Source organism: Kitasatospora albolonga (assembly GCF_039535905.1).
Classification (GTDB): domain Bacteria; phylum Actinomycetota; class Actinomycetes; order Streptomycetales; family Streptomycetaceae; genus Kitasatospora; species Kitasatospora albolonga.
Map to the genome: position 1 here is coordinate 1 of NZ_BAAAYB010000136.1, position 22480 is coordinate 22480.

Genomic DNA, 22480 nt, shown 5'->3' on the forward strand with positions numbered 1-22480 from the left:
TGCACGTGCGAAGGGCTGCTGGCCCTCGCGTTCAGCTCGGTCCTGGCCCTGACGGCCGTCTCGACCACCGGTGCCACCGGCGCGGCCCTGCGGCCGGCAGCCGGGGCCTGGAGATCGCGGTGCCGGCGTACGTCTGGCCGGGCGACCCGATGACCCACGCCCTGCAGGGCACCTCGCCCGCCGCCTCGGTGGTGGTGCTCAACCCGGGCAACGGCGACAGCCCGTTCACCGCCGCCTGGCAGGCGCAGGCCGACGCGCTGCGCGCCGGGGTCACGCGACCGGCGCGCACACCAAGGTGCTCGGCTACGTGCACACCGGCAACGGCACCCGCTCGGCGGCCGCGTGAAGGCCTCGGTGGACAACTACCTGAAGACCGCCGACGGCAAGCTGCACGTGGACGGCATCTTCTTCGACGTGGTCAGCCGGGACTGCGGCGCGGGCAACGCGACCCGCGACCACTACCTGGCGCTGCGTCAGTACGTCCAGTCCACCGTCGAGTCGGTGGCGCCGGCACCGACGAGCTGGTGATCGACAACCCCGGCACCGCGATCGCCGACTGCTACCTGGAGCCCGGCCACCGCACCGCCGACACCTTCGTGACGTACGAGGGCACCTACGCCGGCTACACGGAGGCGGCTGGCTCGGCGGCAACGTCTTCAACCTGACGGCCGGCTACTACTCGGGCGCCTCCTTCGACCCGAGCGGTACGGCCTTCTGGCACCTGGTCTACGGCGTGCCCGGCCAGGTGGAGATGAAGAGCGCGCTGGACACCGCGTTCGCCCGGGGCGCCGGCTACGCCTACGCCACCGACGACACCCTGCCCAACCCCTGGGACGCGGCGCCGGGTTACGGCTTCGCCGCGCAGACCTCGTACGCCGCGACCATCGGCTGACGGAGCCGTCCCGCGGGCTGCCGGGAGCGGGCCGCCCGGCGGCCCGCCGTGGGCGTGCACGCGGGGTGAGCGCGCCGTCGGCGCTCACCCGTTCGTCTGATTGTCCGCCGGTTCCGGGCCGGGGAGGCCCTGACGGGTCATCACTGGACGCATGGGACGAACCGGTTACCGTGCTCCTCACCTCGCTGCTCGCGCTCGCGGCCAGCCCTGCCGATCTCCTCCGACGTGGTGCCGGCGGCCACCACGGGGGCGGGGGAGCGGGCCACCGCCTGCTCCCGGGTCCCCGTGGTGGGGCACCGCGGCGCGCCCACCGTCGCGGCCGAGAACACCATGGCCTCCTTCGAGGCCGCCCTCCGGGAGGGTGCCGACTGGCTGGAGACGGACGTCCTGGTCAGCAGGGACGGCGTCCCCGTGCTGATGCACGACCGACCGTGGACCGGGTCACCGGCGGCACCGGCCACGGCGCCGTCGCCGACCTGCGGATCGCCGAACTGGACCGGCTGCGCGTCACGGTGGGGCCCGGCGGCCCGCAGTCGATCCCGCACCTCACCGAGCTGCTGGACCGGCTGCACGGCACCGGGGTCCGGCTGCTGCTGGAGATCAAGGACGTCGGCAGCCGGAGGAGGGCCGCCCTGATCGGCCGGCTGGCGGGTGCCGCGGCCGCCTCCGGGACGGAGGTGGAGCTGTACTCCTTCCACCCCCAGTACCTGCGGGCCGCCCACGCCGCCGCGCCGGACCTCCCGGTCACCCTGCTCCAGGCCTCCTGGTCCGCCCGCGAGCCGGAGGAGCTGCCGCTCTACGCCGTCTCGCTGGAGCAGGTGCTCGCCACCCCCGAACGGATCCGGGCCGAGCACGCCGCCGGCCGCCGGGTCTACGTGTGGACCGTGAACGACCCGGACGGCTGGAGCCGTGCGGCCGAGCACGGGGCGGACGCGGTGATCACCGACACCCCCGGGGCCGCCCGTGCCCGGCTGGATCGCGACTGCCCGCGCGGCGGCCACCGGTGGCGGAGCCTGACGGCGCGTCAGTGAGCCGCGGGCTGGTCTAGAGTGGCCCGCCATGATCACCGAGAGACTGACCCTCAGGGCGCTCGGCGCCACGGCGCCGAAGGCCGCAGGCTGCTGCCCGCGCTGCTCTGCGGCCTGCTGCTGGCCACCGCCGTCCGACCGCCGCGGTCGCTGAGCCGACCACCTACGTGACCACCGGACCGGTCTTCAACAACCCGAAGGCGCCCGACACCGCGGGCCAGAACGCGATACTCGGCCACCTCGGCCGGCTCACCGGCGGGGCGCTGCCCGGCTCCACCGTCCGGATCTCGATCTACTCGCTGCGCTCCGACTGGTACGCGGGCAAGCTGGCCGAGGCGCACCGCAACGGCGTCAACGTCCAGGTCCTGGTGGACCACACCAGCATCGAGGCCGACGGCTCCGGGGCCACCCCCGGGTTGAAGGTGAAGAACACCTGGACGCCGCGTTCGCCGAGACCGCACCCGCCGGGAAGACCTACGGCACCTCCTGGATCCGGGTCTGCGCGCCGGACCAGGCTGCCTGGCGAAGACGCCGAGCAGTACGCGCCGTTCAGCAACAACCACAACAAGTTCTTCCTGTTCTCCCGCACCACCGGCAGCGGCTCGCCCACCCTGGGCGTCCCGCTGGACGACGTGACCGTCCAGTCCTCGGGCAACCTCACCGTCTGGGACCTCAAGTACGGCTGGAACGATGCCATGACGGTGGTCGGCAACGCCGAGCTGCACGCCGCCTACCGCACCTACTTCGAGAAGCTGACGGCCTCTCAGGCCGCCCCGGACGGCTCGCTCCAGACCAAGGACTACCCGTCGAGGTGCAGGCCGGGGCGGCCGGGCCTACTTCTTCCCGCGCGCCACCTCCGACCCGATCGTGGACCTCCTCAACACGGTGGACGACCCGATCGGCACTGCCCCGGTCTGCTACTGGCAACACCAGGACCGCCGAGAACCCCGAGGGCCGCACCGTCATCCGGATCGCCCAGCACCAGATCTCGCGGGCGGCCGTCGCGCAGAAGCTCTGGGAGCTGGCCGAGGCCGGCTGCTACGTGGACGTCGTCTACCGCCTGCTCAACGACTGGGACGCCCCCGGCCCGCAGCGCGACATCGGCTTCTGGCTGACCCGGTCCACCAAGAACGGCAAGATCTCGCTGCACCGCCTCAACAACGACACCCGCGGCGGCTCCGCCACCCACACCAAGTACCTGCTGGTGGAGGGCGGTTACCAGGGCCAGGCCGACCAGAAGCTCGTCTTCACCGGCAGCCACCCCTACACCAACATGGGCCTCACCGAGACCGACGAGGCCCTGCTGAAGTACCAGGACGCGGGCCGTCCACGACGCCTACCTGAAGAACTTCCGCGACCAGCGCGCCGCCGCGGTCGCCGAGGACGCGCTCGGCGGCGTGGCCTAGCCGGAGGTCTCGCCCGGAGCGGCGGCGGGTCCGCCGTCCCGGGCGAGGAAGTCCAGCAGTCGGCCGTCGAGCGCGCTCGGGTCGGCGGTCGGGATCGCGTGGTGCGACAGGCCGGGCAGCAACGCGACCTCGGCGTGCGGCAGTTGACGCCGGGCCCGGGCGGCGAGGGCGGCCGCGTCGTGGGTGCGGCTGCGTTCGGCGAACAGCACCAGGGTGGGGACGGCCGGGCCGGGTGGGCGGGTGGTGCGGCCGCTGACCGGGCGGCCGACCCTGGGTGCGGTGGCGCCGAGCACGTAGAGATCGGCCCAGGCCGGGTCGGGAGCCGAACTACCGGTCTCCCAGCGGAGGTAGTCGCGGACCCGGGTCTCGGTCGGGCGCAGCAGCACGGGCAGCGCGCGCAGCAGGTAGCCGGGGCGGAAGCCGCCGAACACCTGGGTCGGGTCGAGCAGGGCCAGCCTCGTCACCCGTTGCGGGGCGTGCCGTGCGAAGGTGACGGCCAGCCAGGCGCCGTAGGAGTGGCCGCAGACGGCGGTGGCGGAGAGCCCGAGGCCGTCCAGGACGGAGCCGAGCCAGGCGGTCAGGTCGGCGGGGCGGCGCAGCGGCCGGCCCGCGCGGACGCTGCGTCCGACGTCGCCGAGGATGTCCACGGCGTAGAGCCGGTGGTGCGCACCGAGCGCCGGCGCGTTGGCGTACCAGACGGTGCCGGTGGCTCCGCCGCCGTGCAGCAGGAGGAGCGGGGCGCCGTCCGGCGGGCCGTACGCGTGCACCCGGGTCGGCCCGTACGGGGTGGGGACGGTCAGTTCGGCCGTGCCGGCGGGCCAGCGGGCGAGCAGGGCGTCGTAGGCGGCGGCGAAGCGTTCGGTCACGGTCCCTCCGGGGTGTGGCTGATCTCCTTGCGGTGGACGGTGGAGCTGTGGCGGACCCGCATGCCGACGTGCAGGTAGAGGTCGAGGGCGCCGGTCTCGGAGTGGGTGCCGAGGATGGTGGTGGGGCGGCCCGCCCGGGTGAAGGCCTGGAAGGTGGCGGCCAGCAGGTGGCGGGCCAGGCCGCGGCGGCGGTGGGCCGGGTGGACGGCCAGCTGTTCGATCCAGCCCTCGTCCGGCTCGGGGGAGTCGAGGGAGACGGTGGCGCCGGTGAGGTGGCCATCGGTGAACGCGAGCAGGGTGGCGGCCGGGGCGAAGGACGGGTGGGCGAGGGTGTGGGCGGCCCACTCGTGGTAGCCGTGGCGGCGCTGCTGCCACTCGTCGAAGCCGTCCTGGACCAGGGCGTGGAGTGCCGGGCCGTCACCCTCCCGGTACGGGCGGACGGTGCTGCCGGGCGGTGCGGGCGGGAGGTCCGCAAGGGTCGCGGTGTGCTCCAACAGCCATTCGGTGACCCGGGGCCGGTACCCGCGCGAGCGGACCAGGAAGACGGCCGCGGCGTCGGCGTCCGGCACGACCTGGGTGATCTGCTCCCCGCCGGCCGCCCTGGCCCGGGCCTCGGCCCAGTCGAGCAGTGCCGCCCCGAGTCCGAGCCCCCGGTGCTCCGGATGCACCCGCACCACGGACCGCCGGTCCACCCAGGCCCAGCCCGCCACCGCCCCGGCCGTCTCCCGCACCACGACGGTGTCCAGCTCGGCGACCAGCCCCGGCCGCGCCAGGTCGGCCGTCACCTGCCCGGCGCCGTGGCCGGCCCTGCCGTACAACTCCTGTTCGCAGCGGGCCAGGAGGGCCTCGACCTCGGGTACGTCCTCGGGTCGGACGGGGTGGCTCCGGTACCCGGCGGGCAGCAGCGGTTCGACGTGTCCCGACATGCCGTCAGCCTAACCGGCCCAGGGTGGAGGGGAGTTCAGTCCCCGACGTAGATCTGCTGCTGCGGGTCGAGGTGCTCGGCGACCGGGGTGGTGTAGTTGGCGTAGGGGGTCACGCCGCTGAGGACGTGGGCCACCGAGGCGGAGGTGGCGTCGGTGAGGCAGGCCGCCATGGCGATGGCGGCCGCTGCTGCGGCCATGGCGCGGATGTTCATCGGGACCCCCGTGATCCTTCCAGCCCGACCGCACCGGTCGGGCTGGTGATCTTCGCAGGCCGACGTCCCGCCGCACAAGGGTGGTCCGAAACGGCCTGCGGTTGTGTCAGGTCAGGGGATGATGTCCGCATGACCGAGGACCTGCCCGCCTTCCTGCGGGCCCGCTTCGCCGAGGACCGGCAGGCCGCCCTGGAGGCGCACCCGCAGGCGGCGTCGGGGTGGTGGGCGGCCGACGCCGCGACGCCGGTCGAGCGGTACCTGGCCCGCTGGAGGCCCTCGCGGGTGCTGGCCGAGACCGCCGCCAAGCAGCAGTTGCTGGAGCTCGCCAACGCGGAGTGCGCACCCGCCTGCCGGGTGGAGCACGCCTTCGACGCCGGGTGCGGCCTGCGGTGGATGGGGCCGCTGCACGTCGAGGAGGACGGCGGCCGCTGGCTCCGGGACGACACCGGGGCCCGCTTCGCGCCGCCGCCGGTGACCCCGCTCGCGACCCTGCGCCTGCTCGCCCTGCCGTACGTGGACCACCCGGGTTACCGGCGGGAGTGGGCCCCGGGGCTCTGAGCTTCGAACGGCCGAGGGCCGTCCGGCACGTGGTGTGCCGGACGGCCCTCGTGGCTCTGGCGGGGCGTCAGGGCTTGGGCTGCTGCTGGGTGATGCAGTGGATCCCGCCGCCGTTGGCGAAGATCTCGCGGGCGTCGACCAGCTCGACCGTGCGGCCCGGGTAGGCCTCGGCGAGCAGCGCGGCGGCGACCTGGTCGCGCGGGTCGTCGAAGGCGCAGAGGACGACGGCGCCGTTGGCGACGTAGTGGTTGATGTAGGAGTAGTCGACCGGCTCGCCCTCCTCGTCCAACAGGACGGTGGGGGCGGGGAGTTCGATGACCTCCAGCTGCCGGCCCTGGGCGTCGGTGGAGGCCCGCAGGATGGCGACCAGCTCCTGGCAGACCTCGTGGTCCGGGTGGGCGGGGTCGGGCTGGACGTGGGCGACGACCACACCGGGGCGGACGAAGGAGGCGACGATGTCGATGTGGCCCCGGGTGCCGAAGTCGTCGTAGTCGCGGGTGAGTCCGCGCGGCAGCCAGACCGCCTTGGTGGTGCCGAGGTGGGCGTGCAGCTCGGCCTCGACCTGCTCCCTGGTCCAGTCGGAGTTGCGGCCCTCGCCGAGCTGGACGGTGTCGGTCACCAGCACGGTGCCCTCGCCGTCCACGTGGATGCCGCCGCCCTCGTTGATCAGGCGGGAGGCGAAGCGCTGCACCTCGGTGAGCTTGGTGATCTCCTCGGCGATGTGCTGGTCGTTGTCCCACCGGGCCCAGGACTGCGCGCCCCAGCCGTTGAACACCCAGTCGGTGGCCGCGAGTTCGCCGGAGCCGTTGATCAGGAAGGTGGGGCCGATGTCCCGCATCCAGGCGTCGTCCAGCGGGCGCTCGACCAGCTCGACCGCGCCGTCGACGTAGCGGCGGACGGCGTCCAGCTCGCCGGTGTTGACGATCATCGTGACCGGCTCGTAGCGGACGATGGTGTTGGCGACCCGGGCCCAGGCCTCCCGTGCGGCGTGCAGCTGCTCGGGGGTGTCGAAGGTCTGGTTGTCGGTGGGGAAGGCCATCCAGGTGCGGTCGTGCGGGTGCCACTCGGCGGGCATCCGGAAGCCGAGCTGGGCGGGGGTGGCGGCGGTCATGGGTGTGAAGTCCTCGGTGGGTGACGGGGGTTGGACGGGGGTTGGTCAGAGGAAGTAGAGGCGGCTGAGCGAGACGGAGTCGGCCGGGGCCGAGCGGATCGGTTCGCCGTCGAGCGTGACCAGGCCGGTGGTGGCCTCGACCTGGACGGTGCCGGTGCGGGCGTTGCGGACCATGTCGGCGGGGCCGATGCCCCGGGTGCCGCGGACGGCGACCCGGCGGCGCCGGGTGGGCATGGCGTCCCCGTTCTCGACGGCGGCCCGGGCCACGAAGGCCACCGAGAGGTCGGCGGCGGTGGCCCCGTGGGCGCCGAACTGGGGGCCCAGGACCAGGGGTTCGCAGCGGTCGGTGGAGGCGTTGGGGTCACCGGTGACGCCGTAGGCGGGGAAGCCGGACTTCAGCACCAGCTGCGGTTTGGCGCCGAAGTGGTCCGGGCGCCAGAGCACGATGTCGGCGAGCTTGCCCACCTCGATCGAGCCGACCTCGTGGGAGAGGCCGTGCGCGATGGCGGGGTTGATGGTGAGCTTGGCGACGTAGCGGAGCACCCGCTCGTTGTCGTCGCCGGCCTCGGTGGTGCCGAACCCGCCGTCCAGCGGCCCGAGTTCGAGCTTCATCTTGCCGGCCATGGCGAAGGTGCGGCGCACCGTCTCGCCCGCCCGGCCCATGCCCTGGGCGTCGGAGGAGGTGATGCCGATGACGCCCAGGTCGTGCAGCACGTCCTCGGCGCCCATGGTGCCGGCCCGGATCCGGTCGCGGGCCATGGCGGCGTCGCCGGGGAGGTCGACCTTGAGGTCGTGGGCGGAGACGATCATGCCGAAGTGCTCGCCCAGGGCGTCCCGGCCGAACGGGAGGGTGGGGTTGGTGGAGGAGCCGATGACGTTGGGGACCCCGGCCATCTTGAGCACGTTGGGGACGTGCCCGCCGCCGCACCCCTCGATGTGGAAGGCGTGGATGGTACGGCCGTCCAGGACGCGCAGGGTGTCCTCGACCGAGAGGCACTCGTTGAGGCCGTCGGTGTGCAGGGCGACCTGGACGTCGTGCTCCTCGGCGACCCGCAGCGCGGTGTCGAGCGCGCGGGTGTGGGCGCCCATGTCCTCGTGCACCTTGAAGCCCGAGGCACCGCCCTCGGCCAGTGCCTCGACCAGCGGGGCCGGGTCGGAGGACGAACCGCGGCCCAGGAAGCCGATGTTGACCGGCCAGGCGTCGAAGGCGTTGAAGGCGTGGCGCAGGGCCCAGGGGGAGTTGACGCCGACGCCCCAGACCGGGCCGAACTCCTGCCCGATGACCGTGGTGACGCCGGAGGCGAGCGAGGCCTCCATGATCCGGGGCGAGAGCAGGTGGACGTGGGTGTCGATCGCGCCGGCAGTGGCGATCAGGCCCTCGCCGGAGACGATCGTGGTGCCGGTGCCGACCACCACCTCGACGCCGTCCAGGGTGTCCGGGTTGCCGGCCCGGCCGATCGCGGCGATCCGGCCGCCGATCAGGCCGATCGAGGTCTTGCGGATACCGAGGACCGCGTCGATCACCAGCACGTTGGAGATGACGACGTCACAGGTGTCGCGCACGGCGGCGGGCTTGAGGTGCAGGCCGTCGCGGGCGGTCTTGCCGAAGCCGGCCAGGAACTCGTCACCGGGGGCCTGCGAGTCGGAATCCACCCGGACGATCAGCCCGGAGTCGCCGAGCCGGATCCGGTCGCCGGCCCGGGGGCCGTGCACAGAGACGTAGTCGTGCGGGGTGATGGCGGTCATCGGCCGGCCTCCTGGAGCAGGGCAGGGGCAGGAGCGGGGGCGAGCTCGGGCGCCGTCACGAGTCCAGCTCCGCGTCGTCGAAGCCGGTCAGGTAGCCGGTGGCCCGGGCCTTGGCGAGCGCGGCCTCGCGGGCGCCGGGGGCGTCCAGCGGGCCGTCCACCAGGCCGGCGAAGCCGATCGCCACCCGGGCCCCGCCGATCGGCACCAGGCCGACCTCGACGGTGGCGCCCGGGTCGAAGCGGACCGAGGAGCCGGCCGGTACGGCGAGGTGGGTGCCGTAGGCGGCGGAGCGGTCGAAGGCGAGCCGCGGGTTGGCCTCGAAGAAATGGAAGTGCGAGGTGACCGAGATCGGCACGTCCGAGGTGTTGTGCACCGGGAGCAGCAGGGTCTCCTCGATCGGGTCGTACCCCTCGCCGCTGCCCGGCAGCGCACCGCCGGGGGCCTCGTCGCCGAGCGAACCGGCGCCCCGGAAGGGGTCGTTGACCACGGCGAGGCGGGTGCCGTCGTCGAAGACCGCCTCCACCTGGACCACCGTCACCACGTCGGCCACGCCGGGCAGCACGTCCGCGGCGGAGAGCACGGTGCGGCCGGCCTCGACGGCCTCGGCCAGCCGGCGGCCGTCCCGGGCGGCCTCGCAGACGGCGTCGGCGATCAGGGCGGTGGCCTCGGGGACGTTCAGCTTCACGCCCCGGGCCCGCCGGGCGCGGGCGAGTTCGGCGGCCGTGAAGATCAGCAGCCGGTCCCGCTCGGTGGGGGTCAGTCGCACGGTGCCTCGCTCTCCTCGCCGTGGCGGCGGCCGCTCAACTTAGAACGCCGTTCAAACTCTCTGTCCGGCCATTGAACCCGGACGGCGCCGCCGTGTCCAGCCTTGTCCGTTCCGGGGTGTTCTGCGCGCCGGGCGTCGCAATCGTGTGGCGGATGCTTGCGGGAGGGCCGGACACCGCGGGTGGCGCGGGTCGATACTGGGGCCGTCCGTGCACAGCCCAGTGAATGGAGCCCCGGCTGATGAGTGCCGCCACCGACCCCGCCGTCCTGCTGGCCGGACCGAAGGGGGCGCGGCTCCGCCTCGGCCCCGCGATCAGGCAGGCCGAGCAGAGCGTGACGGCCGCCAAGGTGGAGGCGCTGCGGGGCCTCGGCCTGACCGTGCCGCAGTACGCCGTGCTGCTCCAGCTCGCCGAGCGGACCGACCGCTCCGGCGCCCAGCTCGCCCGGGGCGCCGCCGTCACCCCGCAGACCATGGCCGGTGTGCTGGCGAACCTGGAGACCAAGGGCCTGATCGAGCGTCAGCAGTCCGAGGTGCACGGCAAGGTGATGCTGGCCCGGCTGACCGAGGCCGGGGAGGGCCTGCTCGCCGAGGCCGACGACCGCGCGGTGGGGGTGGAGGCCGCGCTCTGGTCGGCCTTCGCCCCCGAGGAGCGCGAGCAGCTGTGCGCCCTGCTGCGGCGGGCGGCGACCGCCCTGCGCCCGTAGCGGTCCACCGGCAGGGGGCTGGTGGCGGTCCAAACCTCCCGGCAGCCCCGGAAAGGATCACTCGGAGCCCCCTGAGCCCCGCTTCACCACAGGTGACCGTCCGCACACTGTTGCGTGTCCCCGCCAGTGGGCATGAGGATGGTCGTCGGTATCGGGACAGTCCGCCAGCGGGGGACGCGACGCGGCCAACTGTCCGTGAGAAGGGCTGTGGGGGGCGTTACGTGATGGAAGGCAAGGCCAGGTTCCCGCGTCAGCGGACGGCTTCGAGCAGCACGGCGGCCGGCGGGGACTCCGCCCGCGCCAGGGGCCACGACCAGCACACCCACGAGGGGCGGGCGCCGCAGGAGCCGGGCTGCGCCCTGCACCGCAGGCTGCACGCGGCGCTCAGCCCGGCCGACCTGACCGGAGTCGGCGCCGTCCGCCGCCGCCTGCGGGCCGCCCTCGACCTCTGGGGCGTCCCCGAACTCGCCGACACGGCCGAGCTGTTGACCTCCGAGCTGGTGACCAACGCGCTGCTGCACACCGAGCGCGGCGCGGTGTTGGACGCGGTGCTCAGCCCCGAGCACCGGCTGCGGATCGAGGTCCAGGACGGCACCACCCGGCTCCCGGGCCGCCGGATCGCGAGCGAGACCGCCACCTCCGGGCGCGGCCTGCAGCTGGTCGAGGCGCTGGCCGACGACTGGGGCGTCCAGCTGCGCGGTGACGGCAAGGTCACCTGGTTCGAGCTCGGCGCCGCCTGAGCGGTTCCGCCCCGCCCCTCCCGGCCCGACCCCTCCCCGCCCGCCCCTCCCGGCCGACCCCGCGACCGTCCCCCGTGCATATGCCGCGTCACCGCCCGGTCACGAAATGCACCCGGCTCATTGCCCGCACCGCCGTCCTGTGCTCATCTGGTCCTGGCCTTTCGGGTACGTCCCGCGCGTGCGGCCGGCCCCGTCACCCGAAAGCCCGCTGGTGAGGCGGTACTAGTAATCTTTCGGCAGGATAGTGAGAATGTGTGCCCGGGAAGGCAGCGGGGAGATCCGAGCCTCGACTGACCGCCCTCGACCCGAGCACCGCCCACCCACTCGGCACACGGCTGTCACGGTCCGCCCGGACCGGACGGCACGGCAGCGGCAGGAGAAAAATGGCGACTGAGCCCGAGTCCGCGGGGCCCGCACGCCGCACCCCGCCTGCCCAGTCGGCCCGCGGCACGGCCGGCCACGGCCGGTCGGCGGTCAACGCGCTGCGCCCCGCCGCCGCCGGCAGCGGGCTGGCGGCCGGCCGGATCGCCCCGGTGGTCCCGCGCGGCCTGCCCACCAGGACGGGCGACTCCACCCCCGACTGGCTCGAACCCGCGATGGCCGCCAACGGCATCGGCTCCTTCGACTGGGACATCCGCCGCGACGTGCTGGAGGGCGATCCGCGCGCCTGCGCCATCCTCGGCCTCGACCCGGGCCGCTTCGACCGCAGCGCGGCCTCCTTCCTGGCGATGCTGCACCCCGAGGACGCCCCGGTGGTCCGCCGCCGGGTCGAGCGGGCCGTCGCCGAGCTCGGCCAGTGCGGCGCCTACTACCGCACCGTCTTCCCCGGCGGCGAGCTGCATGCCGCCCGCTTCCGCGGCCGGGTGCTGGCCGACGCCTTCGGGCGGCCGTCCCGGATGGTCGGCTTCGTCTGGGACGCCACCGTCGAGCTGCACAAGCGCGAGCGCGCCGGGGCGATGGCCGCGCTGCGCGAGGAGCGCTCGCGGTTCATCAAGGAGGCGGCCAGGGCGCTCTCCGAGGCCGTCACCGTCCGGGACGTGGCGCGGGTCTTCACCGAGCTGCCGCTGCCCGGCCTGCCGCCGGACGGCCTGATCCTGGCCTCGCTGGAGGCCGGCCGGTTCCAGGTGCTCGGCGCCAGCGGCTACCGCGACGGCGACCTGCGCCAGTACGACCGCGCGCCCGTCCCGCCCGGCCACCCGGCCGCCGAGGCGATCCGCAACCGCGCCCCGGTCTTCATCTCCAGCCGCGAGGAGTACCGCGAGCGCTACCCGGACGCCTACCCGCAGATGGCCGAGAACGGCCAGCGCAGCGCCTGGGCCTTCCTGCCGCTGGTGGCCAGCGGCCGGGTGACGGGCGTCTGCGTGGTCGGCTTCGACGACGACCGCGAGCTGGACGCCGACGAGCGCACCCTGCTCTCCACCCTGGGCGGCCTGGTCGCCCAGTCGCTGGCCCGGGCCCGGCTGCACGACGCCGAGCACGAGCTGGCGGCCGGCCTGCAGCGGGTGATGCTGCCGCGCACCGTGCCCTCGGTCTCCGGCGTGACCACCGCCGTCCGCTACCTGGCGGCCGGCTCCGGCCTGCAGATCGGCGGCGACTGGTACGACGTGGTGCCGCTGCCCGGCGGCCACGTCGGCCTGGTGATCGGCGACGTGCAGGGCCACGACGTGCACGCGGCGGGGATCATGGGCCAGCTGCGGATCGCGCTGCGCGCCTACGCGGCCGAGGGCCACCCGCCCGCCGCCGTGATGGCCCGGGCCTCCCGCTTCCTGGCCGACCTGGACACCGACCACTTCGCCACCTGCACCTACGCCGAGGTGAACGTGGACTACGGCGTGGTCTACGCCGTCCGGGCCGGCCACCTCGACCCGGTGGTCCGCCGGGCCGACGGCACCGCCACCGCCGTCCCGGTGGCCGGCGGGCTGCCGCTCGGCGTCTCCCCGGACGAGGAGTACCGGGTCACCCGGTTCTCGCTGGATCCGGGGGAGACGGTGGTGCTCTGCACCGACGGCCTGGTCGAGGCCCGCGACATGGACCTGGACACCGGATACGCCCGGCTCTGCGACACCGTCGCCCGCGAGCTGCCCGGCCGGGGCGAGGGCCCGCGCGACCCGCTGGACGAACTGGCCGACCGGATCGCCTCGCTGGCCGCCGACTCGACCGAGCGCGAGGACGACATAGCGCTGCTGCTGCTCCGCTGGGACGGCCCGGCGGGCGGGCTGGCCGCGCAGCAGCTGCGCCGCCGGATCGGCCAGGCCGACCTGGCCCGGATCTCCGAGCTGCGCGGCGAGCTGCGGGACGCGCTGCGCCGCTGGGGCGTGGCGGAGCTGGTGGACTCGGCCGAGCTGCTCGCCTCCGAGCTGGTCACCAACGCGATCCGGCACACCGACCGGGACGCCATGTTCACCGCCCGGCTCTACCGGGAGGGCTCCGGGGAGGGCCGGGCCCGGCTGCGGGTCGAGGTGGAGGACGAGTCCGACCTCTGGCCGACCAGGCGCACCCCGGGCGAGCAGGCCTCCTCCGGGCGCGGCCTGATGCTGGTGGAGGCGCTGGCCGACGCCTGGGGCGTGGAGCCGCGCGGCAGCGGCAAGCGGATGTGGTTCGAACTCTCCGCCGACTGAACCGGACGGACCGTCAGGCGGCGGCCGCGGCAGGACCGGGCCGTGGCCTGATCGGTCCGGTCAAGGGTTGCGCCGGGGGCGTGGGGGGCCAACCACGCGCCGCTGCCCGACGCCCCGCGGCCTAGGGGCTGTCTCCTTGGTGGGGCCGGGCGGCCGCCGCCGGGGCACGCACCTCGCCACCTTCTCGGTCAGTCGCCGATGCTCCGCATGGACTCCTTCCTCGGCGGCGCCGAGCCACGCACCCCAGCGACGCCCGCTGATCCGACCCCACCAAGGAGACAGCCCCTAGCCGCGCCCGGCCGGAAGGTCCGTCAGCCGAACTGCTGCTCCAGGTCCTTGAGCTTCTGCTCCAGGGAGTCCAGCCGGGGCAGCGGCATGGTCTCCTCCTCCGGCGTCAGGTCGATGCTGCGCCGGACCGGCAGCGCGCCCTCGGTGGCCGGAGCGGCGGGGGCTGTCGCCCCGGAGCCCCGGGAGTTCGGGGAGCTCGGGGAGCTCGGCGATCCCTGCGAGTTCTGCGACGGTTCTATGACGGGCTCCGAACTTCCCGGCGTCAGCTGCCGGTTGGCCCCCCCGGGCCCGCCAGGCACTGCCGGGCTGGCGCCCGATGGCGCGGATCTCGGCCCGCTCCCGGCGGCTGGCCATCCGCTGGCGCTCGCGGTCCAGTGCGGCCTGCCGCTTGTCGTCGCGGACCTCCTCGACCGCCTCGTCCAGGCTGCGCACGCCCTCCAGCAGCATCAACGACCAGGCGGCGTACGTCTCCAGGGGCGCCCGCAGCCAGCGGACCACCCGGATCTGCGGCAGCGGCCGCGGCACCAGGCCCTGCTCGCGCAGGGCGGCCCGGCGGGTCTGCTTCAGCGCGCGGTCGAAGAGGATCGCGGCCGAGAGCGACATCCCGGCGAAGAACTGCGGGGCGCCGACGTGGCCGTAACCCCTGGGCGCGTGAACCCAGTTGAACCAGGCGGAGGCGCCGGCGAACAGCCAGACCAGCAGACGGGAGCCGAGCGCGGCGTCACCGTGGCTGGCCTCGCGGACGGCGAGCACCGAGCAGAACATCGCGGCGCCGTCCAGGCCGAACGGCACCAGGTACTCCCAGCCGCCGGAGAGCCCGAGGTTCTGCACCCCGAAGCCGACCAGGCCGTGGAAGGAGAGGGCCGCCGCCACGCCCGCGCAGCAGAAGAGCAGCGCGTAGGCGGAGACCCCGTACATCGACTCCTTGCGGCGGCGGCGCTCCTCGCTGCGCTCCCAGGAGTCCGTCGCACCGGTGGCGGCCGCGGCGGCCGCGGTCCTGGTGCGCAGGAAGGTCACCAGGACGGCGACCGCCACCAGACCGGCCACGCCCGTGACGGCCCAGCCCAGTGGAATATCGGACAGTTTCATGGCCGGAACCAGCCTCGCTTTCCCGCCTTGTGATGGCGAGTCACCACTATGGCCGATGACTGACGGCCTTTCGGCCGATTCCGGGCCAATGCACCGAGGAGAGGGAATTCCGAAGTCGTTGAATCCATACGGTCATATGAAATGGTCGAGCTGATTCCGACCCGGAACGCGCTATTCCGGACAGCTCCGCGGGCAGGTGAGACAGGTTTCTTCCGGACGCACCGTGTAGAACAGGCAGCAGCTCACCCGGGTCCTGGTCCGGGCGGCCGGGCCGTCCGTCAACCGCCTGAAGTCCGCCCCGCCGACGAACGGGCGCTCGGACGGGCCGGGCAGCAGTTCGGTCACCGCGGCGGCAGCCCGCTCCTCCTCGCCGAGCAGACCCCCGAGGAACCAGAGCCCCTCGATCACGTCGTCGGTGGCCATTCCCCACAGGGTGCGCGAGCCGCGTCGCATGGCCGGGCGGAAGGCGTTCAGCGTCGGGGTGAGCAACTCGGTCAGCGCGGAGCGGAGTTCGGCCCGCAGGGCGGCCTCGTCCGGCACCACCCGGGCGCCCGGCAGGTGGGCCGCGGGATCGTCCGGCAGGCAGGCGAAGCCGTCCGGGTCGACGGCGAGCTCCCCGGCCGCGCGGTCGATCGCCACCCGGTCGGCGGGCAGCCGGGGCACCCGGCGCTCCAGGAACCACGGCAGGGTGAAGGCCAGTGCGGCGGGCCAGACGAAGCGGTGCAGGCAGAAGCCGGCCGCCACGTCGGGCCGCAGCAGCTGCCCGTAGTCGGCCAGGGCCAGTGACTGGTCGTGGGCGATGAGCTCCTGGCGGACCGATTCCTCGCCGACCAGCGCGGTGGCGGAGACCCAGCCCCGGCCGGTGGGCAGCGGGCCCGCGAGGATCCGCAGGGCCGGGAAGACCAGGTGTTGGCGGGCGTAGCTGCCGAGCAGCGGCGGGCCGTCGGCGAGGGGGCCGGGGCCGGGGCCGGGGCCGGTGGGGCGGGCCTCGGTGCTGCTGGCGGTCATGCGGGCCCCCGGAGGTGGGCCGGCGCTCGGGGAGCCCGGGACGGCGGTACGGGCCGGCCCGCACGGGCGAGCCGGACCTGCCCGGGGTGGGTCCCACCGGGCAGGTTAGGCTCACCTTAGCTGATGCCCCTTCCGACGTCCCGTCAGCTTCCGCCGTCCGGGGGAGTCGCCGGAGCGGGCACGGTGTCCAGCCGCCGCGCGAGCCAGACCGGCACGCCGCCGAGCGCCTGCACCAGCCGGGCGGCCTCCGCCCGCAGCCGGGCCGCCTCGGCCGGCTCCGAGACCTCGGCCAACGCGGCCAGGGCCGGTGCCACCCCCACGGTGAAGCCGAGCTCCTCACGGATCGTCAGCGAGGCCCGGAAGCCCTCCCGGGCCTGTTCGGCGTCGCCCGCCGCGAGCGCCAGCGAGGCCAGGTGGCGCCAGGTGTAGGAGCGCAGGAGTTCGTCACCTCGCTCGGCCGCGCCGTCGTGCGCGCGCCGGTACGCGATCCAGGCCGCCTGCCGGTCGTGCAGCAGGTTCTCCGCCACCAGGCCGCGCCGGAAGTCCAGCAGGGGACGCCCCGGGGCGTCCGGCGGGAGCAGGGCCGAGGTCCGGCCGAGCGCGGCCTGGGCCTCGTCCAGCCGGTCCCGCGGGCCCAGCACGCTGGCCACGTAGGCCAGGAAACCGCGTGCGCAGGCGGCGGCGGCGCGCTGGTCGGGGGAGGCGGCCAGGGCCTCCGCCGCGCGCAGCGCCTCCTCGCCCTGCTCCCAGTGCGCGGCGGTGAACATGCACTGCTCGATGAGGAGTTCGGCCCGGGCCAGGGCCGTCGAGGGGTCGTCACGGGCCGCCGGCAGGAGCAGTTCGGCGGCCTCCTGCCAACATCCCCGGGACCGTAGCCGCCAGACCGCGTCCGTCTTGCTGCCCCCCAGGGCCGTTCCGTGCTCCGACAACGCCACCTCCTTGTGCGCGGTGTCCAGCGAGCGGGCGTGGCCGCTGTGGCGGCAATTCAACACGGGGGTGAGCTTGTGCACCAGATCACGAGCGCGAGATGATCCGGAATCAGCTCCTCCTGATCGACTGGTCCAGACCGCCGGAGCGGCGGTGGATCAGGAGGTCCACCCCGTCTCCAGCAGGGCCTCCGCCGCTCCGTTGGCCGGCTGCGGGATGCCGGACTCGTCGAGGCGGAAGAGCGCCACCAGCAGTTGCTCGCCCCGCACCAGCGCCTGCTGGGTGAAGCCCGAGCGGCTGAACAGTGCCGCCGCGATCTCCTCCGCGTGCAGGGTGCGCAGCCAGAGGCACTCCACCGTGCGGAGGTCGGCCGGCGCCCCGGAGCCGTCCACCTGGGCCACCATCCGGCCGCCCAGCAGGGTGACCAGAGAGGTCTCCTGATCCTCCGTCATCTCCAGGTCGTCGAAGCCCAGCCAGCGGAGGTAGCGGGCGGCGGTGAGCACCGCGTCGTCCTCGGAGCGCACCGGGTGCGGGCGGAACGGCGGCCGGTACTCCCAGGCGGACGGCCCGCCCTGGACCGGGACGCTGGGCCGCCGGTCGGCCGGCAGTCCGTCCAGCCCGTCGAGCGCGCGGCTGTCCAACGGCCGGTGAGCGGCCGGGCGTTGGTGCCCGGGGCCGGGGCCGGCGCTCTGCAGCCGGGGTGCCCGGTCCACCGGGAGGCGGACGGTGGCGCCGCAGTTGCAGGTGAACTCCGGCTGGGGCCACTGGTCGTCCCGGCCGCAGTGCGGGCAGCGCATGCTCAGCCAGGAGTCCTCCCAGGAGCGGAAGCGGATCTGCACCGGTATGCCGCCGCGCAGCAGCGGCACCCGCAGCCGGGCCCCGCAGGGGCAGGGCAGGCTCGGCGGGTCGTACAGGTGCTCGCGGCGGCAGGCCGGGCAGCGGATCGGGCTCGCACCGTGCGGCCGGTCCGCCGCCGGCTCGTCGAAGTCGTCGGGCAGCGGTGCTCCGGGCATCGTGCACACCGTCCGTTCTGGTCGCCTGGCCTGGTCGGTCCCATCGTCCCCGATCCGACCGGCCGTCGGCCCGGATATCGGCAATCCTCAGGGAGAGACCAGGGGCACGTCAGGGGCGCACGGTCCCGTCGGGCGGGGGTTCAGCCCGCGCCCCAGCGGGCCAGGTCCTCCGGGGTGTCCAGGTCGTCCGGGACGGCCACGTCGCCGCACTCGACCAGCTCGACCGGATGGGCGGCGAGCAGGGCACGGGCCCCGGCGTCGCCGACCGCACCGGCGGCCGCCTCGGCGAAGTGGCGGGCACCGATCAGCACCGGGTGGCCGCGCCGCCCGTGGTAACCGGCGGCGGCCAGGTCCGCACCGGCCGCGTGGGCGGCGAGCAGCCGGGCCACGGCCGCCGGCGTGACGCCCGGGGTGTCCACCAGCATCACCAGGGCGGCGGTGGCGTCCGGTGGCAGTGCGGCCAGCCCGGCGCGGAGCGAGGAGCCCATGCCGCCCTCCCAGTCGGGGTTGTCCACCAGGACGCTCGCCCCGGTGTCCACGGCGGCCCGGACCTGCTCGGCGGCGGCACCCAGCACCACCACCGCTCCGGCGCAGCCGCCCTCGCGGACCACCTTCAGCGCGTGTGAGAGCAGCGGGCGCCCCTGACGGGTGATCAGCGCCTTGGGGCGCCCGCCCAGGCGGCGTCCGCCGCCCGCCGCGAGGACCAGTGCCGGGACGTTCACGGGACTCATGCCGCTGCTCTCCTCCTACACTCGCCGCACCGCGTGGCGTGCCGTACGGCCCATCCTGCTCCACGGCGCACCCCCGGGGCCCCGTACGGAGAGTCTGGGGCCGGTGGGGAGGACGGGGCAGTTGTGCGATCGCACAGGGCGCCGCCGCAGGTCAGCGGGGTGGGCCGGTGCTTCCGCCGCTGGTGCTCGCCGGGGGGCGGGCCCTGTACTGGGCAGATGGACACCGCACCAAGCCCGCTGGTGGACCGCTTCGGCCGGGTCCACACCGATCTGCGGGTCTCGCTCACCGACCGCTGCAACCTGCGCTGCACCTACTGCATGCCGGCCGAGGGTCTGAACTGGCTGCCCCGGGCCGAGGTGCTCACGGACGACGAGGTCGAACGGCTGGCCCGGATCGCCGTCACCCGCCTCGGCATCACCGCCCTGCGGCTGACCGGCGGCGAGCCGCTGCTCCGCCGCGGCCTGCCGGGCCTGGTGGGGCGGTTGAGCGTGCTCGGGGCCGAGGTCTCGCTCACGACCAACGGCATCGGGCTGGCCCGCACGGCGGCCGACCTGAAGGCCGCCGGACTGCACCGGGTCAACGTCAGCCTGGACACCCTGCGGCCCGAACGCTACGCCGAGATCACCCGCCGGGACCGGATCGCCGACGTCTTCGCGGGCCTCGCCGCCGCCCAGGCCGCCGGACTGGCGCCGGTGAAGGTCAACGCGGTCCCGGTGCGGGGCGTCAACGACGACGAGATCGTGGAGCTGGTCGAGTTCGCGGCGGAGCACGGGTACCGGATGCGGTTCATCGAGTCGATGCCGCTCGACGCGCAGGGCGCGTGGGAGCGGGACCGGATGATCACGGCGGACGAGCTGCTCGCGGTGCTGACGGAGCGTTGGGAGCTGGTGCCGGTGGGGCGGCACGGCAACGCCCCGGCGGAGGAGTGGCGGATCGCCGGGACGGACGTGGTGGTCGGGGTGATCGCCTCGGTGACGCGGCCGTTCTGCGGCGGCTGCGACCGGGTCCGGCTGACGGCCGACGGGCAGCTGCGGAACTGCCTCTTCGCGACCGAGGAGTCCGATCTGCGGGCGCTGCTGCGCGGCGGTGCCGACGACGCGGCGATCGAACGCGCCTGGCGCAACACCATCGCCCGCAAGGGCCCGGGCCACGACATCAGCTCCGCCGACTTCGTCCAGCCCGCCCGCCCCATGTCGGCCATCGGGGGCTGACGGCGGACGCTCGGCAGGGTAGCGGCCTCAGGGGCGCGAGGAACTGCGCGGGTCGGAAGGCGGCGCACCGGCAACTGAACCACCGTCAGCCAGTTGCAGGTGCTGCCTTTCCACGGCGCGCAGTTCCTCGCGCCCCTGGCGCGCTGCCCTGCCGGCGGCGGTCAGTCCTTGCAGCGGGTGCCCGGGGCGGGGAGGGTGCCGGTGGTGAGGAAGGTGTTGACGGCGCTGGTGGTGCAGGGGTTCTTGTTGTAGCCGGTGTGGCCCTCGCCCTCGCGGGTGAGGAGGGTGGCGTTGCCGAGCTCGGTGGTGAGCTGCTCGGCCCAGGCGTACGGGGTGGCCGGGTCGCCGGTGGTGCCGACGACCAGGACCGGGGGTGCGCCGGGGGCCTTGGTGGGGGCGGGCTGCTCGGTGGTCCGGTAGGGCCAGCTGCGGCAGTCCGGGTCGAAGAGGTCCTCGTCGGTGTAGCGGGCCGAGATCAGCGGTGCCTCGTCGTGCAGCTTCTGCCGGGCGGCCGCGAACTGCGCCGCGGTGGGGACGTCCGCGCCCGGGTCCGCGCAGTGGATCGCGGTGTAGGCGTCGAGCATGTTGCTGTGCTTGCCGTCCTCGCCGCGGTCGTAGTAGTCGTCGGCCATCGCCTGCAGGTAGTCGCCCTTGTCGCGGAGCATCGCCCAGCCGAGGGCGTTGCGCAGGTACTCCCAGCTGGTGGCGTTGCCGTAGAGCATGCTCAGGGTGCCGGTCCAGGCGGAGGACGAGGTGAGCGAGCGGCCGTCGGTGGTGGTCAGCGGCTCCTTCTTCAGGCCGTCGAGGAAGGCGGCCAGCTTGGCGGGCGCCTGCTCGGGGTCCTTGCCGAGGCTGCACTGCTTCTGCTGCGCGCAGTCGGCGGCGAAGGCGCGCAGGGCCTTCTCGAAGCTGATGTTCTGCTGGACGGCGTGGTCGAGCTGACTGAGCGTCGAGTCCACGGCGCCGTCCAGGACGACCCGGCCGGCCTTGTCCGGGAACTGCTCCAGGTAGCGGGAGCCCAGGTAGGTGCCGTAGGAGAAGCCGAAGTAGTTGAGCTTGGCCTCGCCCAGGGCGGCGCGCAGGACGTCCATGTCGCGGGCGGCGTCGCGGGTGCCGACGTGGGGGAGCAGCGTGCCGGAGTTGGCCCGGCAGGCGTCGGCCATGGCCTTGCCGCGGGTGCCGTCCCGGGTGTCGGTGCTGTCGAAGGCGTCCCGGGCGCGGTCGTCCATGCAGTGCACGGCGGTGCTGGCGCCGACGCCGCGCGGGTCGAAGCCGACCAGGTCGTAGCTCTCGCGCAGGCCGTCCTTGCCGAAATCGGTGCCCCGTTGGACCATGCCGGCGCCGGAGCTGCCGGGGCCGCCGGGGTTGAGCACCAGCGAGCCGATCCGCTTGCCGTCCTGGGCGGTCCGGCGGCGGGACAGGGCGATCTCGATGGTCTCGCCGCCCGGGGCGGCGTAGTCCAGCGGGACGCGCAGGCGCGCGCACTCCGCGGTGGACTCGTCGAGCTTCGCGGTCTTCGGGTCGTCCGTGCAGGCGGCCCAGGCCAACTGCTGGCTGTAGTACGGCTTGAGCGCGGGATCGGCCTCGCCGGTCGGCTTCGGGGCCGGGCTGGGGCTCGCACTCGGGGTGGTGGTCTGGGTCGGGCTCGCGGAGCTGCTCGGCGCCGCCGTCTCGGTGCCGGAGGTGCACCCGGCGAGCAGGGCGGCCGCCAGGGCGACGGGGAGCAGACGGCCGGAGAGCCGGGCGGTGTCGGTGATCACCGCCCATGGCTATCATCCGACCGCCCTGGTGATCATCTCGTTATCCGCCGCAGAGGCCCAGCATGGTCTTCTTGTCGGCCGGGACCACCGGGAGTTGGTACTTGAGGGAGACCTGGGCGAAGCGGACCGCGTAGGAGCAGCGGACCGCCTCGTTGGCCGGGAGCCAGGCGGAGGGGCCGGAGTCGCCCTTGGAGGCGTTCTGCGAGCCGTCGGCGGGGATCAGGTTGAGCGGGTCGTTGGCGATCTGGACGCGCTTGGCCTTGGTCCAGGCGGAGGCGCCCTGCTTCCAGTCGTAGGAGAGCGGCATCACGTGGTCGATCTGGATCTTCGTGGCCTGCTGCTTGGTCCACTGCACCGTCTGCCCGGTGTAGGGGTCGTAGATGGTCATCCCGGTGACCACGCAGGCGGAGCCGTCCTTGCGGGCCACGGACCGGCCGTCGCGGGCGAGCAGGTCGTCGCGGGTGCCGCAGTCGTTGTGGCCGAACGGGACGCCGTCGACGTTGTCCGTCCACGGCGGGCCGAACTGGTCGCGGTCGTACCCGGCTTGGGAGCCGGGCTCGGCGGTGGTGACCTTGGCGATCAGGTCGCGGGCGGCCTTCCTGTCCGCGTCGGCGGTGATCGGGGCCAGGCCGGGCTTGGTGCCGTCCGGGTTCTGCAGCGGGTTGGTGCCCAGGGCGGCGCCGTCGGCGGAGGAGGGGGCCTTGTCCTGGGAGGAGCCGGAGGGGCCGCAGGCGGCGAGGGCCGGGGCGAGCAGCAGGAGCAGGGCGGTCGCGGTGAGTGTGGTCCTGCGGGCGCGCACGTTTCTTCCCCCGGGTCGGTGGTGCGGTCGGTGACGGTGCACCAGCACAGCAGCCGCCTCACGGGGGGTCAAGTCGGCGC

The 22480-nt window shown here is 74.4% G+C and carries 22 protein-coding genes and 1 pseudogene; 10 read left to right on the forward strand and 13 right to left on the reverse strand.

The window, feature by feature from the left end; translation table 11 throughout:
* The first annotated feature begins 354 nt into the window (after window positions 1–354).
* From ABD946_RS32890 to ABD946_RS32910, 5 genes and pseudogenes are all read left to right on the forward strand, one after another.
* The gene (locus ABD946_RS32890; protein WP_345289307.1) at window positions 355–528 is read left to right on the forward strand and encodes a hypothetical protein; all 174 of its coding nucleotides are present in this window, start codon (window positions 355–357) and stop codon (window positions 526–528) included.
* Complete coding sequence (locus ABD946_RS32895) at window positions 525–665, forward strand: hypothetical protein (protein ID WP_345289308.1); 141 nt, start codon at window positions 525–527, stop codon at window positions 663–665. The genes ABD946_RS32890 and ABD946_RS32895 overlap by 4 nt, the downstream gene beginning before the upstream one ends.
* Window positions 666–733: 68 nt before the next feature.
* Window positions 734–892 carry a hypothetical protein gene (locus tag ABD946_RS32900; protein ID WP_345289309.1) on the forward strand — a complete coding sequence of 53 codons (159 nt, stop codon included), beginning with the start codon at window positions 734–736 and terminating at the stop codon, window positions 890–892.
* Window positions 893–1222: 330 nt separating this feature from the next.
* Window positions 1223–1923: pseudogene (locus tag ABD946_RS32905) on the forward strand (glycerophosphodiester phosphodiesterase).
* A gap of 164 nt (window positions 1924–2087) precedes the next feature.
* The gene (locus ABD946_RS32910; protein ID WP_345289310.1) at window positions 2088–3035 is read left to right on the forward strand and encodes a phospholipase D-like domain-containing protein; all 948 of its coding nucleotides are present in this window, start codon (window positions 2088–2090) and stop codon (window positions 3033–3035) included.
* A gap of 287 nt (window positions 3036–3322) precedes the next feature.
* Here ABD946_RS32910 and ABD946_RS32915 read toward each other — a convergent pair whose 3' ends face one another.
* The 3 genes from ABD946_RS32915 to ABD946_RS32925 are packed head-to-tail and all read right to left on the reverse strand — an operon-like array spanning window position 3323 to window position 5330.
* Window positions 3323–4192: an alpha/beta fold hydrolase gene (locus tag ABD946_RS32915; RefSeq protein ID WP_345289311.1), complete on the reverse strand. Its 870-nt coding sequence runs from the start codon at window positions 4190–4192 to the stop codon at window positions 3323–3325.
* Window positions 4189–5118, reverse strand: a complete 930-nt coding sequence (locus ABD946_RS32920; protein WP_345289312.1) for a GNAT family N-acetyltransferase — start codon at window positions 5116–5118, stop codon at window positions 4189–4191. The genes ABD946_RS32915 and ABD946_RS32920 overlap by 4 nt, the downstream gene beginning before the upstream one ends.
* A gap of 35 nt (window positions 5119–5153) precedes the next feature.
* Window positions 5154–5330: a hypothetical protein gene (locus ABD946_RS32925; protein WP_345289313.1), complete on the reverse strand. Its 177-nt coding sequence runs from the start codon at window positions 5328–5330 to the stop codon at window positions 5154–5156.
* Between the two features lie 129 nt (window positions 5331–5459).
* On the opposite strand from ABD946_RS32925, the gene ABD946_RS32930 reads away from it, so the two are divergent.
* Window positions 5460–5888: a DUF6221 family protein gene (locus ABD946_RS32930; protein WP_345289314.1), complete on the forward strand. Its 429-nt coding sequence runs from the start codon at window positions 5460–5462 to the stop codon at window positions 5886–5888.
* Window positions 5889–5955: 67 nt separating this feature from the next.
* Here ABD946_RS32930 and ABD946_RS32935 read toward each other — a convergent pair whose 3' ends face one another.
* From ABD946_RS32935 to ureA, 3 genes are read right to left on the reverse strand one after another with little or no spacing between them, the layout of a single operon-like run.
* Window positions 5956–6999: an agmatine deiminase family protein gene (locus ABD946_RS32935; protein ID WP_345289315.1), complete on the reverse strand. Its 1044-nt coding sequence runs from the start codon at window positions 6997–6999 to the stop codon at window positions 5956–5958.
* Between the two features lie 45 nt (window positions 7000–7044).
* The gene (locus ABD946_RS32940; RefSeq protein ID WP_345289316.1) at window positions 7045–8745 is read right to left on the reverse strand and encodes an urease subunit alpha; all 1701 of its coding nucleotides are present in this window, start codon (window positions 8743–8745) and stop codon (window positions 7045–7047) included.
* A 55-nt stretch (window positions 8746–8800) separates the two neighbouring features.
* Entirely contained in the window at window positions 8801–9511 is a 711-nt protein-coding gene (ureA, locus tag ABD946_RS32945) for an urease subunit gamma (RefSeq protein WP_345289317.1), read from the reverse strand.
* 239 nt (window positions 9512–9750) lie between these two features.
* On the opposite strand from ureA, the gene ABD946_RS32950 reads away from it, so the two are divergent.
* From ABD946_RS32950 to ABD946_RS32960, 3 genes are all read left to right on the forward strand, one after another.
* Window positions 9751–10215 (forward strand): MarR family winged helix-turn-helix transcriptional regulator, encoded by a 465-nt coding sequence (locus tag ABD946_RS32950; RefSeq protein ID WP_345289319.1) that lies wholly within the window; start codon window positions 9751–9753, stop codon window positions 10213–10215.
* A gap of 224 nt (window positions 10216–10439) precedes the next feature.
* On the forward strand, window positions 10440–10955 hold the full coding sequence (locus ABD946_RS32955) for an ATP-binding protein (RefSeq protein ID WP_345289364.1): 516 nt from the start codon (window positions 10440–10442) through the stop codon (window positions 10953–10955).
* 383 nt (window positions 10956–11338) lie between these two features.
* A complete protein-coding gene (locus ABD946_RS32960; protein ID WP_345289320.1) occupies window positions 11339–13573 on the forward strand; it encodes a SpoIIE family protein phosphatase in 2235 nt (744 codons plus the stop codon).
* A gap of 285 nt (window positions 13574–13858) precedes the next feature.
* Here the strand turns inward: ABD946_RS32960 and ABD946_RS32965 are convergent, their stop codons facing one another.
* The 5 genes from ABD946_RS32965 to ABD946_RS32985 form a co-directional block, all read right to left on the reverse strand.
* Window positions 13859–14950 (reverse strand): DUF2637 domain-containing protein, encoded by a 1092-nt coding sequence (locus ABD946_RS32965; protein WP_345289321.1) that lies wholly within the window; start codon window positions 14948–14950, stop codon window positions 13859–13861.
* Between the two features lie 171 nt (window positions 14951–15121).
* Window positions 15122–15958 carry a (2Fe-2S)-binding protein gene (locus tag ABD946_RS32970; protein WP_345289322.1) on the reverse strand — a complete coding sequence of 279 codons (837 nt, stop codon included), beginning with the start codon at window positions 15956–15958 and terminating at the stop codon, window positions 15122–15124.
* Window positions 15959–16101: 143 nt separating this feature from the next.
* Window positions 16102–16914 (reverse strand): hypothetical protein, encoded by an 813-nt coding sequence (locus tag ABD946_RS32975; RefSeq protein WP_380148939.1) that lies wholly within the window; start codon window positions 16912–16914, stop codon window positions 16102–16104.
* A 129-nt stretch (window positions 16915–17043) separates the two neighbouring features.
* Window positions 17044–17898 carry a hypothetical protein gene (locus ABD946_RS32980; protein WP_345289323.1) on the reverse strand — a complete coding sequence of 285 codons (855 nt, stop codon included), beginning with the start codon at window positions 17896–17898 and terminating at the stop codon, window positions 17044–17046.
* Between the two features lie 140 nt (window positions 17899–18038).
* Window positions 18039–18629 (reverse strand): nucleotidyltransferase family protein, encoded by a 591-nt coding sequence (locus ABD946_RS32985; protein WP_345289324.1) that lies wholly within the window; start codon window positions 18627–18629, stop codon window positions 18039–18041.
* Window positions 18630–18845: 216 nt separating this feature from the next.
* On the opposite strand from ABD946_RS32985, the gene moaA reads away from it, so the two are divergent.
* Window positions 18846–19841, forward strand: a complete 996-nt coding sequence (gene moaA, locus ABD946_RS32990) for a GTP 3',8-cyclase MoaA (protein ID WP_345289325.1) — start codon at window positions 18846–18848, stop codon at window positions 19839–19841.
* A gap of 161 nt (window positions 19842–20002) precedes the next feature.
* On the opposite strand, the gene ABD946_RS32995 is transcribed toward moaA, so the two are convergent.
* Together ABD946_RS32995 and ABD946_RS33000 are read right to left on the reverse strand one after the other, a co-directional pair.
* On the reverse strand, window positions 20003–21601 hold the full coding sequence (locus ABD946_RS32995; RefSeq protein ID WP_345289326.1) for an alpha/beta hydrolase: 1599 nt from the start codon (window positions 21599–21601) through the stop codon (window positions 20003–20005).
* Window positions 21602–21641: 40 nt separating this feature from the next.
* Entirely contained in the window at window positions 21642–22400 is a 759-nt protein-coding gene (locus ABD946_RS33000; protein ID WP_345289327.1) for an HNH endonuclease family protein, read from the reverse strand.
* Window positions 22401–22480: the final 80 nt, after the last annotated feature.